Annotated in this window: 12 protein-coding genes; 5 read left to right on the forward strand and 7 right to left on the reverse strand. The window is 37.0% G+C overall.

The genetic code is table 11. The annotated features are described in order from the left end of the window. Positions 1 to 214 precede the first annotated feature (214 nt). From meaB to ESZ48_RS08115, 3 genes are all read right to left on the reverse strand, one after another. Positions 215 to 1,291 (reverse strand): methylmalonyl Co-A mutase-associated GTPase MeaB, encoded by a 1,077-nt coding sequence (gene meaB / locus ESZ48_RS08105; RefSeq protein ID WP_129016824.1) that lies wholly within the window; start codon positions 1,289 to 1,291, stop codon positions 215 to 217. A 17-nt stretch (positions 1,292 to 1,308) separates the two neighbouring features. Next, positions 1,309 to 1,884, reverse strand: coding sequence for a DUF2911 domain-containing protein (locus ESZ48_RS08110; protein WP_129016825.1), 576 nt, complete (start codon positions 1,882 to 1,884; stop codon positions 1,309 to 1,311). Positions 1,885 to 2,164: 280 nt separating this feature from the next. Next, positions 2,165 to 2,869, reverse strand: coding sequence for a DUF4382 domain-containing protein (locus ESZ48_RS08115; RefSeq protein WP_129016826.1), 705 nt, complete (start codon positions 2,867 to 2,869; stop codon positions 2,165 to 2,167). 270 nt (positions 2,870 to 3,139) lie between these two features. Here ESZ48_RS08115 and ESZ48_RS08120 point away from each other — a divergent pair, with 270 nt between their 5' ends. The 4 genes from ESZ48_RS08120 to pncA all read left to right on the forward strand — a co-directional run bounded on the left by ESZ48_RS08120 (position 3,140) and on the right by pncA (position 7,927). Then, positions 3,140 to 3,592, forward strand: a complete 453-nt coding sequence (locus ESZ48_RS08120; protein ID WP_129016827.1) for a KTSC domain-containing protein — start codon at positions 3,140 to 3,142, stop codon at positions 3,590 to 3,592. Between the two features lie 253 nt (positions 3,593 to 3,845). Continuing rightward, the gene (locus tag ESZ48_RS08125; RefSeq protein ID WP_190246218.1) at positions 3,846 to 5,384 is read left to right on the forward strand and encodes a bifunctional metallophosphatase/5'-nucleotidase; all 1,539 of its coding nucleotides are present in this window, start codon (positions 3,846 to 3,848) and stop codon (positions 5,382 to 5,384) included. Between the two features lie 339 nt (positions 5,385 to 5,723). Continuing rightward, positions 5,724 to 7,121, forward strand: a complete 1,398-nt coding sequence (locus ESZ48_RS08130; protein WP_129016829.1) for a nicotinate phosphoribosyltransferase — start codon at positions 5,724 to 5,726, stop codon at positions 7,119 to 7,121. A 200-nt stretch (positions 7,122 to 7,321) separates the two neighbouring features. Then, on the forward strand, positions 7,322 to 7,927 hold the full coding sequence (gene pncA / locus ESZ48_RS08135; RefSeq protein ID WP_129016830.1) for a bifunctional nicotinamidase/pyrazinamidase: 606 nt from the start codon (positions 7,322 to 7,324) through the stop codon (positions 7,925 to 7,927). Between the two features lie 76 nt (positions 7,928 to 8,003). Here pncA and ccsA read toward each other — a convergent pair whose 3' ends face one another. The 4 genes from ccsA to ESZ48_RS08155 all read right to left on the reverse strand — a co-directional run bounded on the left by ccsA (position 8,004) and on the right by ESZ48_RS08155 (position 17,812). Then, on the reverse strand, positions 8,004 to 11,156 hold the full coding sequence (gene ccsA / locus ESZ48_RS08140) for a cytochrome c biogenesis protein (protein ID WP_223266393.1): 3,153 nt from the start codon (positions 11,154 to 11,156) through the stop codon (positions 8,004 to 8,006). 60 nt (positions 11,157 to 11,216) lie between these two features. Next, on the reverse strand, positions 11,217 to 12,716 hold the full coding sequence (gene nrfA / locus ESZ48_RS08145) for an ammonia-forming cytochrome c nitrite reductase (RefSeq protein ID WP_129016831.1): 1,500 nt from the start codon (positions 12,714 to 12,716) through the stop codon (positions 11,217 to 11,219). A 12-nt stretch (positions 12,717 to 12,728) separates the two neighbouring features. Continuing rightward, positions 12,729 to 13,328, reverse strand: a complete 600-nt coding sequence (gene nrfH / locus ESZ48_RS08150) for a cytochrome c nitrite reductase small subunit (protein WP_129016832.1) — start codon at positions 13,326 to 13,328, stop codon at positions 12,729 to 12,731. Between the two features lie 518 nt (positions 13,329 to 13,846). Then, positions 13,847 to 17,812 (reverse strand): AsmA family protein, encoded by a 3,966-nt coding sequence (locus ESZ48_RS08155; protein ID WP_129016833.1) that lies wholly within the window; start codon positions 17,810 to 17,812, stop codon positions 13,847 to 13,849. 372 nt (positions 17,813 to 18,184) lie between these two features. Here ESZ48_RS08155 and ESZ48_RS08160 point away from each other — a divergent pair, with 372 nt between their 5' ends. After that, on the forward strand, positions 18,185 to 18,445 hold the full coding sequence (locus ESZ48_RS08160) for a hypothetical protein (RefSeq protein WP_129016834.1): 261 nt from the start codon (positions 18,185 to 18,187) through the stop codon (positions 18,443 to 18,445). Positions 18,446 to 18,691 lie beyond the last annotated feature (246 nt).

Here is an 18,691-nt window from a genome sequence, read left to right on the forward strand (position 1 = left end):
TAATAAGTTGAAACTTATACATTGACTGATGACTGATGACTGCAAAATGAAGACCCGCACCGAACGTGCCTTATCGGTACGGGCAGGCTGCCGACTGATTACACAGAGATTCACGGAGAAAAAATAGAGTCACACAGAGAAATACGTTAAATATTCGTCATTTCGTGGCGAAAAAGCAAAAACAGTAAACAAACTGATGCATTTAAAACAAGATTTATTTTAATCCCAATAAGAGTTCTGCGGCGGCGAATGGTGTGGTTTCGCCATTTTCAATGCGTTCCAATTGATGTTTCAATTCTATTTTGATGGAAGGATTATTGTAAAAGTCGGTTTTCAACCGGTCTTCAATGGTTTGGAGCAGCCAGAATTTGTTTTGCTCATTCCGGGAATAATCGAAAAAGTGGTTTTCTTTAGTTAAATCTAAATACGCTTCAATCAGTTGCCAAACTTCTGGGATTCCTGTGTTTTCAAGTGCACTAGCAAGCAGCACTTTGGGTTGCCATCCCGAATCTTTGGGTGGGTAGAGGTGTAGCGCTCGGTTAAATTCCACCTTGGCAATTTTGGCGTTTTTAAGATTATCGCCATCGGCTTTATTGATCACAATGGCGTCAGCCATTTCCATAATGCCACGTTTAATGCCCTGCAATTCGTCTCCGGCACCTGCCAATTTCAAAAGTAAAAAGAAATCGACCATACTGTGGACTGCCGTTTCACTTTGCCCAACACCCACGGTTTCAATCAGGATGGTGTCAAAACCGGCAGCTTCACATAAAATAATGGTTTCCCGACTTTTCCGAGCCACGCCACCAAGCGAGCTGCCAGAAGGAGAAGGACGGATAAAAGCATTGTCGTTTTTGACCAAATCTTCCATCCGTGTTTTATCACCTAAAATGGAACCGCGGCTCAAAGTACTGCTCGGATCTACCGCTAAAACAGCAATCTGTTTTCCTTTGGAAGTCAAATACATTCCAAAAGTTTCAATAAAAGTACTTTTACCAACCCCGGGAACGCCGGTTATACCAATCCTGATAGATGCATTGGCATAAGGCAGGCATTGCTGGATGATGTCATTGGCCTTCTTTAAATGTTGCGGATTGGTGCTTTCCACCAAAGTAATGGCTCTGCTAAGTGCTGTCCTGTCTTTGGCTAATATGCCTTTGACCAGCTCATCTGCAGAAGGTTGTTGCTGACGTTTGTTTTTAATGGCAGCGATAGCACTTTTGTTGGTCGTTTCAGGTTCAGAAACACCTTCATTTTCTTGTAGTGCTGAAGTTTTGCCTTTTTCGGTCAAATTATTTGAGATTTAGCCTATTGTGTTTGTTCTTTACTGATTTCCATAGGAACTTCAATTTTGGTTTGATCCCATGCCATGGTCATTTTTAAAATATCCACGGTATTGTCAAAAGCGATGGTGAACTGTTCCACGGTACTATCTAAGTTAATGACAGGAACATCTACTTCCAAAAGATCATATTTTGGTTCACGCATTGGTCGCATTTGATCGTCAACTCCCCACTCATATTGTTGGGTATTAAAATAGACTTTCCAAAGGCTGTCATTAGGAACGGTCCAGAGGGTGTAAATGCCTTTAGGTACTGAAATACCGTCAATTATTAACGTTTTATTGGTCGTAAATGTAGTAGCCTCGTTAGCTCCCGTACGCCACACTTTATCATAAGGCACCAAAGCACCAAAAACTTCCCGTCCTTTTTTATAAGGTCGGTTGTAAAGCACTTCCAGTTTTGTGTCATTTAACTCAAATTTCACGACATCTTTTGGACTGACTCGTTTTGAGAAAATATCTTCAACAAAATAGGAATATAAAAATAAGCCCACTGCTACCATAGCAAGGATAATCAAGAGGCGTTTTAAAAACTTGTTCATAAAAAATGGATCATTGATTTGAAACTTGGGTTAAATATAATTATAAAAGATTGCTCCTTAAAGTACTTAACGTTGTTTTATGGAAAGTTGGTATTGTTTTTTAAAAAAGGATGCTAAAATAGTTTCGACCTTATATTTTTTAAACTATTTATGCGGAAATATCCATAAATCTCGATGCGGTTATAAAGCCTAAAACTTCACTATATCAACAAAAAAACTGCCCGAAAAGTAGCTTTGCGAAACTTTCCGGGCAGTTATAATTATAGTGTAATTAAAAAATTTAATCTAAATCATCCATCAATTCAATTTGAACCTTAAGAGCTTGTTTAAGCGCTTCTGCCAAATCATTATTACCATCCATGTCATTAGGACTAATGGTAATCATTCCGTCACCATCACCATCTGTAGCGGTAGAAAGGTCTACCATGGCTAATACGGCACTAAGATCAAAGTTAATAACGACCTCTTTGGTGTTATTGTCGATGACCAATTTTTGATTTGAATCTTCGTAATCAATTTCAATTTCGTCTTCAAAATCATGCCAAAAAACGAAAGCTTGGCCGTTGATTTCTCCGGTCAATTCCATGCTTTTTCCAAATAAGGGAGAGTTTGAATTTTCACTTTTGTCAAATTCAAATTCGATTTCCTCATAAACGCCGTTTGGAATTTCAATATCCACCAATTGAATACTGTTTCCAGATAACAAATCGATTTCAAAAGGACCTTTTAGTTCGATATCGTCATCACTATCGTAAAAACCTTCTTCAATTTCCAGTTCAATTTCTTTGAAGTTTACTAGAAACTTAGAGAGGTTCACATTATCTGTACCTCTATTAACCGCCATGTTATAGGTTGCGCTAGCCGCTATTTTCAAATTGCCTTGATTGGGTGCTATTGTCGCATCATCATCTGATGAACAGGCAGTAAAAACAGTTGCCAGGGCGAGTGCGACAACTCCAAATTTCATTTTTTTTAATACATTCATTGTTTTAAAATTTATAGGTTATATAAGATAAACGCTCGGTAGCTCATATATTATTTTGAAAGTGTTAAACAATTCTAAAAGTTTTTCGCTCATTACTCAGGTCTTATACTGGATCATGGTTTCAAGAAACAAGGAAAGGGTAAGGTTAAATTGCAGTTAAAAAGATGGCAGAACTTTTTATTTAAAATTTATAATCTAACTAAAATGTTATAGGATAGTAATTTGTGTCATATTTACTCGTACTTTTGCGCCCTCAAATAAAATTTTGAAATGAAGCGCATAAATGAATACAAGAAACTCTTTGGAGTGGAAAACGAAGTTGAATTAAAGACTTTAAAAAAGAGTTACCGGGATTTAGTGAAGGAATGGCACCCTGACAAATTCCAAAACGGTGATGCCCTACAGGAAGAAGCTGAAGTGCAAAGCCGAAGAATTATTGATGGCTACCATTTTTTAGTGAGTATTGCACCAGAAACCATTGCATCAAATTTAGATGAGTATAAGGAAACGATTACCAATTCGGGAATCGCAGATTATATGCACAAAGGTTTATTGATGGAAATCACTTTTTTAGATGGATCAACTTATGAGTATTTTGGTGTGACAAAACAAGTCTACATTAAAATGATCAATAGCGATAAGGTCAATCGTTTTGCTAAGCGTAACATTTATCCTAATTATACCTATAGAAAGTCGAAAAGAATTCTTGAACCTGCTCAGTAGGAAGATAGACATATAATTTACAAGGGGAACAAGGTTAATTTAATCGTGTTCCCCTTTTTTTTTATAATTTTTTGACAAAATCAATACGCTTCTAATAATGTCTAGATTTTAGTAGGATTGACAGATTCGAACTCATTTCTATAGTTTAGGAACCTGGAATTTTTCCGTTGGAGCTTGAGGCTAAGCACTTTTAGAACAAGTAAAGTTTTTATTCGGATTGGAAATGCCTATTTTGCATGAAATCTCTCTCATTATGAAAAAAACACTTACGCTTCTGTCGCTCACAGTTTTATTGTTTGGAAGTTCCTGTTCTGTATCTCAAAAAAACACCTCAATTAAGGATGATGGGAAAATTGAAATTGTTTTTGTACAAGTCAATGATGTTTATGAAATAGCACCTCTTGGAGGTGGAAAAGAAGGAGGAATCGCACGTGTTGCAAGTTTGAAGAAGCAGGAAAAAGAGAAAAATACAAATACATTTCTAGTTATGGGAGGAGATTTTGTGAGTCCTTCTATTTATAATAGTCTGAAATATGAAGGGAAAAGCATACGAGGTAAACAAATGATAGAAGCCTTAAATGCTGCCGAGATGGACTTCGTCGTTTTTGGTAATCATGAATTTGATATTAAAGAAGCTGAGCTCCAGTCGCGAATTGACGAATCAGAATTTACTTGGGTGGCTTCAAATACATTTCATAAAAGCGGATCTACCATCCAGCCCTTCACTATGAATTCAACCACGCCTTTTCCAGAAACTTACATTTTAAATGTCACCGATGCCGATGGAACCAAAGCGAAAATTGGAATTATCGGAATTACGCTGCCTTTTAATAAAGTGCCCTATGTGCATTATACCGATCCTATAACAACCGCTAAAAGATTATATGCTGAAATAAAAGACTCAGTGGATATCGTGATTGCTTTGACGCATTTGGATATTAAGGATGATATTAAACTTGCGCAGGAGATCCCAACCTTAGGTTTAATTATGGGAGGGCATGAGCATGACATGCAGTTTGAAAAAGTTGGTGATGTGTATATTACCAAAGCTCACGCCAATGCGAAAACAGCATATGTCAACACTTTGAGGTTGGATAAGAAGAATGGCACCTTAAAAGTATTTCCTAAATTAGAATATCTTAATGAAAACATAGCGCTTGATAATCATACGAATACAGTTGTTGAAAAATGGGTAAAGATTGCCAATGAAAATTACAATTCCTTAGGATTTGATGCTGAGGATATTGTTATAGCCAAAAGCGAACCGCTTGAAGGCAGAGAAACTGTCATCAGGTCGCAGCCCAGCAATTTAACGGAACTTGTGGTGCGTGGCGTACACGCTGCTGCTCCTTTATCTGATGTCGTACTTGTAAATGCAGGAGCAATTCGAGTTGATGATATTTTACATGCACCAGTCTCTCAATATGATATCTTACGAGCGATGCCTTTTGGTGGCGAAATAAGAGAGGTTGATATGACGGGAAGTTTTCTAAGTAAGATTCTGGATGTAGGAGAAAGTAATAAAGGAATTGGAGGTTATTTATTGCGGAACTCAACCGTAATGAAGATGAATGATAAATGGGTGATTGGAGAAGATACAATTGATAACAGCAAAGTATATAGGGTGGCTATGTTGGGGTTCTTGTTGACGGGTATGGAGTCTAATTTAGATTTTTTGAAAGAAGACAATCCTGGAATCGTCAAATTGTATCCCATTGAAACCTCCAGTGATCATCCTCAATCTGATATCCGATTGGCACTTGTACATTACTTGAAAAGTGTGAATAATTAAGCATTATGTATGTTATAAAATCTTTTTTTCTTGGTCAATCTTATGGCCAAAGACTAGAATTAAAAATTTTTGTTAAATTTTAATCTAACATTTAATCATGTCTATTTTTTTTGTATCTTTATATAACAATCATATCGGGGTGCTTAAATCATTAAAAATAGCTGAGAATAAACCCGTATAACTTCAAAGGGATAATGCCAAAAGAAGAAATATGATTTGCAAAGGGAACAACGTTATCATAACTTGTTCCCTTTGTTTTTTGTAGAATTTTATTAATACTTTAATCATTTTTTCAAATAGCTTAGCAGCATATAATTTCTCAATTAAAATCAAACTTTCATGAACATTACAGCGTCTTATACTGATCTCTATCAACTGACCATGTCCCAAGTCTATTTCCGAACCAAACCGGACGGACGGGCGGTCTATGACTATTATTTTAGAAACAATCCTTTTAATGGCGGGTATTCAATTTTTGCAGGATTGGAGGATGTTTTGAATATTCTTGAAAATTTAAAATTCTCATCTTCTGATGTGACCTATTTGGAGCAACATGGATTCGAAAGGAGTTTTTTGGATTATTTAAAGGATTTTAGATTTCGAGGGAATATCTTTTCAAGCATGGAAGGTGATGTTGTTTTTCCAAATCGACCTATTCTACAGGTTGAAGCCAATATTATTGAGGCGCAAATTATAGAAACGCTGTTGTTGAATCTTTTAAACTTCCAGACCTTAATTGCTACGAAAGCCAGCCGAATCCGACATAGTGCAAAATCAGAAACGCTATTGGATATGGGATTGCGTCGTGCTCATGCAACCGGTGGTTATTATGCCTCGCGAGCAGCAATAATTGGAGGATTCGACAGCACGAGCAACGTAAAAGCAGCTGAAGATTATGATATTCCTTCTTCCGGAACTATGGCGCATTCATTTATACAAAGTTATGAGGACGAATTACAGGCATTTCGGGATTTTGCAAAAATAAGACCAAAAAACTGTGTACTCCTCATAGATACCTATAACACACTTAGAAGTGGATTGCCAAATGCCATTACAGTTGCCAAGGAAATGGAAGATAATGGAGAGCAGTTGTTGGGTGTTAGATTGGATAGTGGGGATTTAGCCTATTTAGCTAAAAAAGCACGTAAAATGTTGGACGATGCCAATTTAGGATATGTCAAAATTGTAGCCTCGAACCAATTGGATGAATTTGTCATAAAAAGTTTGAAAGACCAAGGTGCGCCTATTGACATTTTTGGTGTGGGGACGAACTTGGTCACCGGAAAACCAGATGCAGCCATAGAGGGGGTTTATAAGTTGTCTGAATACAATGGCGAACCACGCATCAAGCTTTCTGAAAATATTATTAAGGTGTCACTTCCGTACAAAAAACAAGTGTACAGAATGTTGGATAAAAACGGCATGTTCTATGGCGCAGATGCCGTTGCGGTTTTTAACGAGGAAAACGTAGAACGAATGGAGCATTCATTTGATTCTAATAAAAGTTTAGAATTGACCCGGTTCGAGCATGAACCATTGCTACAACAGGTCATGAAAAATGGTAAAAAAGTCATGCCAGCACGAACGGTTAGTGAAATTGCAGAGTATTCAAAATCCCGATTGGAAAAACTACCAGAAGAATATAAACGTTTTCAGAATCCGCATATTTACAAAATAGGTTTGAGTACTGAGCTTAAGAAAGAGCGCGATAAGTTAGTCCTCAAGCATAAATTTTAAGACACGGATTGTTCTAATTATCACTGATCAATATTTTCAGTTTATGTGAAAATAGTTGTCATAACCAATTGCTTATTTATGTCATTCGTATCCATAACAAACGTGCTTATATCAGGTTTGCCCACATTGTTACACGGCTTCAGGTTGTAGAAAATACAATGTTTAATTAACTTTACGAAAAAGATTATAATTACAGATACATGAAAACACTTCTTATAATTGATGTTCAGAACGATTTTATGCCTGGCGGATCGCTTGCAGTTCCTGATGGCGATAAAATAGTCCCGGTGATCAATAGTATTCAACATAAATTTGATTTGGTCGTCGCTGCACAAGATTGGCATCCACAAGATCATGTAAGTTTTGCGTCTAATCATTCAGGAAAATCTCATTTTGAAGAAATCGAACTTCATGGGAAACCACAAACATTATGGCCAGATCACTGCGTGCAAGGAACTGAAGGTGCAAAATTTCATCAGGATCTTGACACTAAAAAATGGGAGGCTATTTTCAGAAAAGGAACAGATAAGGACATTGACAGTTATAGTGCCTTTTATGACAACGACCATTTAAAATCGACAGGATTGGCAGGATATTTAAAAGAGAAAGGCGTGTCCCAACTTTTTCTATGCGGACTTGCAGCAGATATTTGTGTTTACTTTTCTACGTACGATGCTTTTAAAGAAGGGTTTGCTTGTTTTTTTATAGAAGACGCTTCTCAGCCATTGGATCCTGAGAAATTTAAAGAGCTAAAAAAGAAGATGGAATATCTGGGCATACAGATAATTTCTTCAGAAGATATTTAGAAGATAATTTATAGTAAAAAAGAAACCTCTCAGATTTTTAAAATCTGAGAGGTTTTTTGATGTAATTATAAAAACATTAACCAACTTTCTTTTTAGGCTTTCGCACTCTTATATAAGCGATGATGGCCACAACAATAACAACCGCCGTTAGTATATAAATAAACTTCGGAACCGGAATAGGATCTCCCGCTGCATAACTATGCAATCCGGTTAAATAGTAGTTCACGCCAAAAGACGTCATAATAATGGAACCGAAAGCAAATACACTGGCCACGTTCAAGGTAAATCGACTTTTAAGTGCGGGTACCAAACGTAAGTGCAATACTATGGCATATATGATGATTGAAATCAATGCCCAAGTTTCTTTTGGATCCCACGCCCAATAACGTCCCCAAGATTCGTTCGCCCAAACACCTCCTAAAAAAGTGCCTATGGTCAATACAAACAAGCCTATGGTCATGGAAATCTCGTTAATATACGTGAGTTCTTTGATGCGGATATCAATTTTGTAGGCACTGCTTTTCGTCCTTATAATCATTAATATTAAGGCCATAAAACCTAATACGGCTGATAATGCCAATGGCGCATAACTACTGACAATGGTGGCAACGTGCACCTTGAGCCAAAACGACGATTTCAATACCGGCATTAAATTGGTGATCTCCGGATTTAGCCAATCGAGGTAGCTTACAAATAGGAGGGATCCCGTAAATAACGTCGCCAATGGCAGTGAAAAATCAGATTTTCTAAACGTCATTAATCCGCAGAGCATCAGTACCCAAGCTACAAAAACCATCATTTCATAACCGTTACTCCACGGCGGATGTTGTGCAATATACCAACGTAGGAGTATGTTTCCGGTAAAAATCAAGAAACTGATCAATGAAATTAATATGAGAATATTCCAAAGGATATTTATAAATCGCTTCTGTACGAATATCCTAGAAAGTGCCAAGACCAGCATGATCAAACCAATTGTGAAAAAGGTTTGGAACAGCCAAAAATTAAGATTCATTTGGTTGTACCACAATTCGGCTTCAATGCGTTCTTCTGATGGGATGATGTCCTTTGCCAAGGTGGTTTGATAGGTGTCTATATAGGATAGTTTATCGGTAGCACCTACCCAATTATGGGCTGCGATATCGTTAAAATACGTCCTTGTGATATTTTGAACAAACACTCCATCTTCTGCGGGGAAGTCATTAAAATGGTGGGTATAACTAAACCACTTATGCGTTTCATCTAAACTGTTTGGGAAGATATTTAAATAATTACCAGAGAAAATATTGAATAGAATATTAAATCGCTCATCAACTTTAATGACTTCCTTATCAAACTCGTTTTGCTCCGCAGGTTTTTTCGCATGTGCCTCTTCTGCCATTTTTGACAGGACATAATCGCCCTCAGGATTGATCAAATGGTCAAAGGAGATATAGCCGTCTTCCGTAATTTTAAGGGGTTTGAAAAAATCGCCTCCTTTTATGGCTTCGATTTTAATGACTGGAATTTTCTGCCATGCTCCAGGAGAAACATGCATCGCTAAAAACACCTGATTGGCATCCAAACTTATTTTGTCATCTATTGTTTTATAGGTAAACGTGGTTTTACCATAGATTTTACGTAGAAACTCTGAAGCTAAAGTATTAATGGGTTTGATCCGTCCATCGACATCCTGAACCAAAATACGTCCGAAGAAATCTGAATGCTGTTTATCAATTTCTTGAGCTTTCACCAATTCCGTTACAGAAGGTATGGAATCCTTTTGCATAGGTGCTTGGGCGAATGTGATCACAGAGCTGAATAACGCAATCAGAAGAATCGTAGTGTTTTGTTTGATTTTCTTTAGCTTTTTACTAATAATAGTGAAACGGGTACTTTTTCCGAAGAGCGTAAAGAACATCCCAATCATCAATAGAAAATATCCAATATAGGTTGTTGCCGTACCCAAAACATCATGATTGACCGCCAATAAGGTTCCTTTTTCATCCGTATCATAACTGGCCTGGTAAAATCTATAGCCGCCATAATCCAACACATTATTCATATAGATTCGGAATGGTATTTTGGTATCGCCATCTATGACCATGACTTCACTGGCGTATGATGATGGACTTTCCGAGCCTGGGTAACGTTCCAATTGAAATTCGTTCAACTTTACTGAAAACGGAATTTCAATCGGCATCGCACCATACGATAAAGCTAATGAAATGTCTCCAATGCTCGTTTCGTGAGTGGTCGGCAAAAAGCCTTTTCTATAAAGCAGCATAACTTCTTCGGTTTTATCTCCAACCTTCACATTTAAGACCACGGCATCATCTTTAGTCGGGTCGTTATCCTTAGGCTTTTCAGAAGTGCTAATCAATTCAATACTCGCTTTTTCATGATAGGAAAGAGGAACAAAAGAGAGATCACCATATCTGTATAAGGTTCTAAGCGACATAGACTGTAGGGAATCTCCTTTGATGACGCCCGCTTTTTGGTCGGCCATGATAAAGAAATCGAGTTGATGCGGCGCCCAAATCTTAAAATCGCCGTTTTCTTCAGTAATATTAATAATTCCCTCTTCTTGGGCTTCAAAACCTACTTTGTGTTTTTCTGGACCAATAATTTCTACTTCTCCTTTATTTAAAAAAAGAGTTTCTCTTCCGTTTCCAGAAGTCACTACCATTTGAAGCAAAGGTGTTCCGTTTTCTGAACCATCAACAATTTCAGGTAAGGCATCTGCCACAAACTCTTTTAATGATATTTCAATGGGAACATCTTCGATGTCGGTTTTGATTGAGAAATTGTTGTCATTTAGAGGAGAAAATTCTTTCTTCTTTTCAAGATGTCTTGTTTTGTTGCCGTTGGAAATATGAACTTGCAAATAGTTTTTATCTGAAATGATCATGTTTGAACTTTGGCCTTCCCTAATGCGCATGATACCGCCGTAGGAATCATATCGTGTAATTCCTGCACCAATAATGATGATGATGAATGAGAGATGAAAAAGAAGTATGGCCCATTTCTCCTTTCGCCATAAATTGTATTTAAAAGTATTGGCAAGAAAACATAGTGCTAAACCCACCATCACTAACTCAAACCACAACGCATCATAGATTTTAATCCAGGCGGTATCCGTGCCAAAATCATTTTCAATAAAAGTTGCGGCTGCCATGGCAACCGCAAAAATTAAAAGTAAAACTAAGGCTAAAACGGAAGACGAAAAGAAACGATAAATTAATTTCATAGAGAGTATTCTGGCTTTAAAAAAGCCTTTAATAGAATGTTTTAATCCGATTTTGGATGTTTATTTGGTGGCGCTTACTACTTTCTTTGAACCCATTTTAGCTTCGCGGGCTTTTGCCTCTTCCAACCATTTTGGTAAAGTATTGGCTTTAAAACTCTCTTTATCCTTTCTTAGTTGATCCATATCAAGTCCGATATATTTTTGTGCTTTTGCTTTCGTTGAAATATCAGGCATTGCCACAGGTTCATTATGGCCTAAATCAGCCAAAAGACGAACGAGCATCACTCGTGCTTCTTGTGCTTCAGCAAGGCCACTACCCAATACACGTCCTATTTCTACAGGAGAGTGGAAGGAGGCTCCATGAGAAGCAGCAGTATAATCCCAACGCCATTGTGCGTGACGAATACTCATAAGAATATCTTTCATCTGCGCATCTGTAGCACCGAGTTCCCAAGCTTTTCCTGCTTCAATATGTGCTTTTACCAAAACATCTTCTAATTTAATTCTGTTTTCATTAGCTTTTTGTTGTCTGTCGTATACGTTGGCAATAAGCTTAGCGGTTTCTTCTCTATGACATACTTGACATGAGTTGGCCACATTGTTTAAAGGCGATTGTAAATGGTGGTCAGTAAATTTTTGTCCGCCTTCACTTTTGTACGGCATATGACAGTCGGCACATGATACCCCACGATCGGCATGAACTCCGGTAAGGAAAATCTCATAATCTGGATGTTGTGCTTTAAGCATTGGCGCTTTACTGATAGCGTGTGTCCAATCTGAAAATCCAATATCGTCGTAATATTTTTCCATATCCTCAACCGAAAATCCGTTTTCCCATGGGAAAGTAAGGTAACTGGTACCTTCATGACCTGGTTTGTTTTTGTTGAAATAATATTCCACGTGACATTGTGCACATACCAAGGAGCGCATTTCTTGGTGCGTTGCCTTGTTGATATCTTTACCCATTGCTTGAAAAGCTTCAACCAACGCAGGTCTTGTAATACGCAATTTCATATTGTTAGGGTCGTGGCAGTCCGCACAACCGATTGGGTTGACTACTTCCGATACGTTTTCTGCCCAAGTTCCAGCATAGAACTCACCTACGCCATGCTCGTCCATCAATCGTGGTACATCAGGGCCTTTACATGCCCAGCACGTCGCTGGCATTGGACCATCTTCTTTATTTTCAGGTGCTCCAGACCGCAAGCTGTTATGAAGGTCATCTATAGCATAATAGTGACCACGGCCTTGATTGTAATCTTTTGAGAACGCATATCCCGCCCAAAGCAAAACCATTCTAGGATCTTCTTCTAGCATATCAACAGTTGCCGATCCACCTTGGTAAGAACGAAATGTCGTATCCGCCGTTTGCAGATAAGACTGATACTCTCGTGGATAGTTTTTGCCCCATTCCTCATTTCTTGGCTCATTCTCGCCAATAACCACACTGGGCACGTACTTATATTTGGCCTCACTTTTCCTATTAATAATGCTTGATGCAAGTAGTCCTAACAAAAAGACGACTATAATTGTGACGATGAAGAGAACTTTATTTTTCATAATTGTTGTGGTTTATTGAGCTTCCATTTCTTTTGCCAACCATTCCGGAATCACCATTTCATCTTGATCCGTCGGTAATGGGGCGATATTATATTTTACTGTCGATAGTCCGTGGATACGACCATGTGGCACTTCTTGGTGACATGACCAACAGGCTCTTTCAGTGCGGTTTTCTCTATGATTATCGAGCCAGCCATCATATTTAACTTCAGTTACTTGTTGAATGTGGCATCTGATACAATTGTTTTGGACAACTTCTTCTGAGGCTTCTCGCATCGTGATGACATCAGGCTCCATTCTCGCAGTAAAAACTGCCGAGTGGTATAATCCATCTTTAGCCTTAAAATAATAAGAGTTGAAAATATTGTCCTGTGGCACGTGGCAGCCATTACAAGACACCCATTCTCTGTGAGAACTGTGCATCCAACTGTTATAAACTGGCGTCATGACGTGACAGTTGACACAGGCTTGCGGATTATCTGATAGGTAGGAGACCACTTCGGCTTCACGCATGAGGAAAAAACCCATGCCCATTACAACAGCAATTGCAAAAATTGCAAAAGTGCGCCACGAGGACCCTTTTTCTGGAAGTATTTTAAAATTAAACTTCATACTAATGTGAATTGTATGTTAAAAATAGCCTAATTGATGCTCACTATAACTGACATTTGTCATGTAAAGTCCAGTTTTAATAGAATCTAAATTGAAAATGCCTGTCAAAAACGAAAATGGAATGAGCTATGTTTTTGGTCATATGATTTAACTGTTTAAGCCCGAGTACCTAAGTTCCGAAATAATTGTTATCAAATGAAACCCAGTGGTGATTTTATTTTGCAGACTCAATATTTTAGAATGATTCTAAATTTGATTTATTATTTGGAAATGCTCAATTTCAGACAGATTTTATTCCTTAAATCACATTTGTTGATTTTTTTATGGGTCAATTATATATGTGATTTGCTGATGGTTCGTATTCCGTTCTGTAGATCCCATTTTTTATGGACAAGAGCCAAAGGAAACCCGAATTAAACTTTCGCAGATGGATTTATGTGATCCTTTTGGTTGGGATAAAACGGGACTATAACTTGGCCATAAAATAAAAAAAGAGGATTGGTTTAAGAGTGGTATTCTTAATGCTGATTCATGCGCTTTCTCATCTTTTTAAGTTTTCTATTTCCTAGTTTGAATTTGACTTTTAACTTTTGTTTTCGCGCCTTTTTACTGTTTTGATCTTGTACTAATTGTAAAAAGAACTTCGCCCCGGCATTTTTGTAGCTTGTTTTTTCGGGTAATGATAGCCCATCATTGTTTTTAAGGTTTTTCCAAGGTACCGATATCCAGATATTCATATGCTCCTTCAGTTTCAATCGGCCTTCAGCAAATAAATGAAGGGCGGACGATTGGATTTCCGTTCTCGGGATGATAATCTCACCATCTCTTATTTCGAAAGTTTGAACAATAGGTTGGAATCTTAGGTTTTTGAAACGTTCTGCTCTCATCAACGGCACATTGTCCATTATGAGACTGTAATTATAAAGCGTTAAATCTTCAAGTTCAAAATGTACAGTTCCATTTAAGGAATCCATATTCATTTTACCTCTTTCATCCACAATGCCCTGAGCTTTTATAGTGTAGTTTAGTTGACCACGAATGCTGTCGGCCTGTTTTAAATCGACATTATCAAAGTAATTGACACTATTCAAAAATGCGTTGAGGTCAATGTCTTCAACGCTCATTTCCAAATTTACAGGAGTTTGCGCAACATCTGCAATCCCTAATTCGAGATCCAGTGCGATAGTGCCACCAAAACTTTGAAACTGCATGTCTTCAATATGAAAATTGTCGTCAACAAATAACAATTCCGATTCAAAATTGGTGACATTAAATTTGTCGTGTTTTAAAGTGTCAATTTCGATGGCTATAGTAGGGTAGAAGGATCCGTTGATCTTCATCAGGGTTTCCTGCCACTTTTTGAAATCGAAAGGTTGGACATGGGATTGGTCAGAATTTGATTTTGTAGACTTTATAAATTCCTGAATATCAGAACTGTCGAAATAGGGTGAATACACAGAAAAATCAGAACTGTGTTGGTTTAAATCTTGGGGACCATTGATGAATTCCGAAAAATTATCGATGCTCCCCGAGAAAAAGACCTGACTTTTTCCGGGCAATTTGAGGTCTAGTGTTTTAAGCTTGGCCACATCATTGTTTATTTCAACATGCAAACTATCAATGGGAATTTGAAGCCCAGCAGCTTTGAACTCTACCGTGGTGCCGGAAATTTTTAAATCGCCAAAACCCTCAGCATTCAACAGCGTTAAATCCTTCGATTCGGCTTTGTAGTTTCCGACAAATTCAAAATCGCCTGATTTGAATACAAAATTGGTGGTCTTTAGATAATCATTTAAATTCTCAGATTTCCCTTTCACTTCAACCGAAAAATCAAGATCAAATGGGTAGTCCTTAAGTGACTCTACGTGACTTGAATGTGCATTGATTTCACCATGAGCATAAGCTACCGTCTCTTTAAAGTGTAAATCCAAATGGTTTAATTTAAGAATGGAATCATTTTCAAAAAACACTTGGGCATTGATGTTCTGAGTAATCAAACCATTATATTTTAAAGAATCCACGGCTATTTGGATCTGCGGATTAAATCTATTAAGGTCTTTAAATAGGCTGTGCAAATCTTTTTTGCTTCTATGGACCTCTGATTTGTCTTCATTTTTAAAAGAATTTATGGTTTTCAACAACTCGTCACCATTAATATATGGAGCATCAAGGTTCATGGATATGGAAGCGGGACCTTCTTTATTGTTCAACAGAAAAACGGGGAATTGATTAATCCGTCCATCCAAATTTATGGAATGGCGCTCATCAATCTGTAAATTGAATTCCTTGAGCAGTATATCAGAATTATCAACAAATAGGGATAAGGAATCAATGGTGATATCCATTTTTGCAGGTTCATAGTGGAGCCTAGTGTTGGTTAAGGTCAAATCACCTCGGGCATTATCCATGAGTTCACTGAGCGCTTTGACATTACCCGTAACGTGGCCATTGAACCTAAAATCGCCAGAGTCTATCCTAAAAAGCTCAATATTGAACAACTCCTTAAAAACCGAAATCGGACCATTTGAACTAGCCTCCGCATTGATGTAAATGGCATCTTTTAATTGACTTTGTGGTCCATGAACCCTGACATTGCCTTTTAAATTGGTTATGGCTTCATCATATTTGAAATTAAAATTCTTTAGCAAAATAGTTTCAGAATTGATGAGTTCCATATTCGATTTTAATTCGTTTATCACGACATCATTATAAGTTAAAGATCCTATATTGATCCTAAATTGTGGATGGAATTGACTGTAGATGGCCTCAAGGGTTTCATGCAGATTCCTTCTATCATCCACAGCTGCACTGGACTTTGGGACAAATTTTTTCGCCATGCCAATTACGTCATTGACGTTTAGGTTTTTGGAGTTCAATGAAATTTGACTTGTGGTAGGCACTGTTGGTGTCTTGGACAAAATTCCGGCTATGTTTTTTAGGTTTCCCTGAAATACAAGATCCTCACCATTAGGTAAATTAATGGTCAGTTCTCTTAAAACGGAGTTTTCCCTTTCTAATGATACTGTAATGGATTGTATTGGTAATTGGAGTCCGTTTTTCTTAAGGATTACTTGAGTGTCATTTAAGTGAAACAAGCCTGAAGCCTTATTTAGGAATTCATACGGATTTTGAATGTCTCCAGAAAAGTGTGCATCTAGACGAAACTTACCGCCTATAAAGTCAAAATTATCAGTTTCAATAATCGCTGCCAAGTCTTCATTATTACCATTTAATCGCACATTCGCATCTATAAAGTTATGGGCTTCAGGTGTGCTTTGGAAATAAGAGTTGTAGATGTCAACGTGAATCGTCTCAAGTTTTGCAACTAAGGTGTCAAAAGTTATTTTAAAATCTTTTGCCGACTTTCTTTCTATTTTTAAACTATCAGTTTTATAAAGATCATTGGTCAAGTTCCCACTAAAGGAGGTGTTCTTAAAATGAAATTTATCAACAACTGTCACCTCATTATCTGTGGTAGAAAAATCAGCATAAATATCAGGGTTATTGCCATAAGCGAACTTTCCCAAGAGCCTAATATTGGTTTTAAGCGGCCTTCGAATCTCATAACTTTTGAGTTTGGTTGAAATGCTATCCGTCAGTAATCCTTTAAGAGCTTTAAAATCGGTATGAGGATTTTGCAATGCAAATCGGTATTCGGTGATTTCAGAAAGATTAAAATCTGCACTTAATTGAAAGGTCTGATCATCAATTTTGAGCGGAAATTCAGGAATTTCTATCAGGTCATTTTCCAAATCTACGCTAAATTTGTAGGCGCCTTGTACAATCGCTCCGTTGAAGAAACTGCCTTTATTGGTATTGAACCCCAAGTTGTTGACGGTGATATTCATATCTAAGTTTCCAACTAACAGGCTGTGATCGCCTTTAAATGCTCCCTTTATGTTATGAATGTGAAGGTTGAAATATTTGTTTAAAACAGTGTCCTTGGTAATGTATTTAACATTTTCCAATAAAACCTTTGCACCCGTAGAGTTCACCCAATCTGGTAGGTTAAAGCCTTTTATTCGGTTCTGTTGTTTTTCTTTCTTGAGTTGCTGGTGATATATTAAAGGTTTGGTTGATATGACTTCAGAATGGAATTCGGCATTTTTGATGGCAATATTTTTAAAGACGATCTGGCCCTTTAATAACTTTCCGGCGCCTATCACCAACTTTGCTTCCTCGATTTGAAGGCTCGATACCTGATCAGAAATAGAATCTGTATTAGTGTGTTTGATGTCTTTAAGAGTAAAAACAACATTTGGGAAACCGCTCAAAAAACGTGCATTGACCTTACCTATGGTCAATGTGCCTGAGGTATTCTCAGCATACCACTCTTGGAGTACGTCAATGACACTATCTCTATTGAGCCAACCAATGGTGAAAAGACCTATGGGCAATAACATAATGACCATGAGGCTTATAAAAATTCTTTTAAGCCATACTTGCTTTTTAGATTTTTTAATTCCGGTTTTTGGGGTTTTCAAAGTTGAAATTTATTGAAAAGTAAGGAGAAAATTTGAATTGAAAATAGAATGGTTAGAAATACTCGATTTATAGGAGAATGATTTTGTAGGGTAATCATAATGTGGTGTTATATGGGATGTTTATTGTGTAATATTTAGAAATAATAATTTATATAATTGATCTCTGTGTTTATCGTGTTTATTGCAAGCTAACCCACCAAACGATAGCATCTAATTATAAGGAGTTTAAGAATTTATAAAAAAATATTGGCATTCCCTTTTAAAGTTTTTGATGTTTTATTTATATGTATTTTTAAAAAAATAAAAATCTAACAGTAGGAATAAGTGGAAAATAAATTTTCATGCCCCAAGTGCAAAACAAAAGTTCCTTTTATGGAAGTCTTTAAGTTTAAAACAAATCATGTCACGCTATGTTCTAACTGTGATTTGGGCATCGTTCCCAAAAACATAAAGTCATGGAATTTTGGTTTTTTAGTTGGATTTGTAAGTGTCGTAATACCAGCTTTTTTAATACTACGTTATTATAATAACTTTCCAGTTGCTATGATAGTAGGTGCAGTGGCTGGTTCGATTGGGATATTTAGTATGGCCTTATACACCTATTTAACAACAGAGTTTGAAGAACCAGATTGAAAATTTGCCGACCTTCAACTTTTTGTAATTTAAAATAGAATCGTGTTTTGCAAAAGATTTGAAATACTATGAATAGTGTTGCAGCTCTCTTTACTTTTTGTAGAACATTTTGTTCTTTTAATCTATATATTTTCAACAAAACTCAAAGAAAAACATCTATAAAACTCACTGATTGTAATAACAAAAATCCTGACATCTTAATGATATCAGGATTTTTTTAAACATTCCTAAATTCGCAGGAATTTA

Origin of the sequence: Gelidibacter gilvus, from assembly GCF_004115975.1 — a bacterium.
Classification (GTDB): domain Bacteria; phylum Bacteroidota; class Bacteroidia; order Flavobacteriales; family Flavobacteriaceae; genus Gelidibacter; species Gelidibacter gilvus.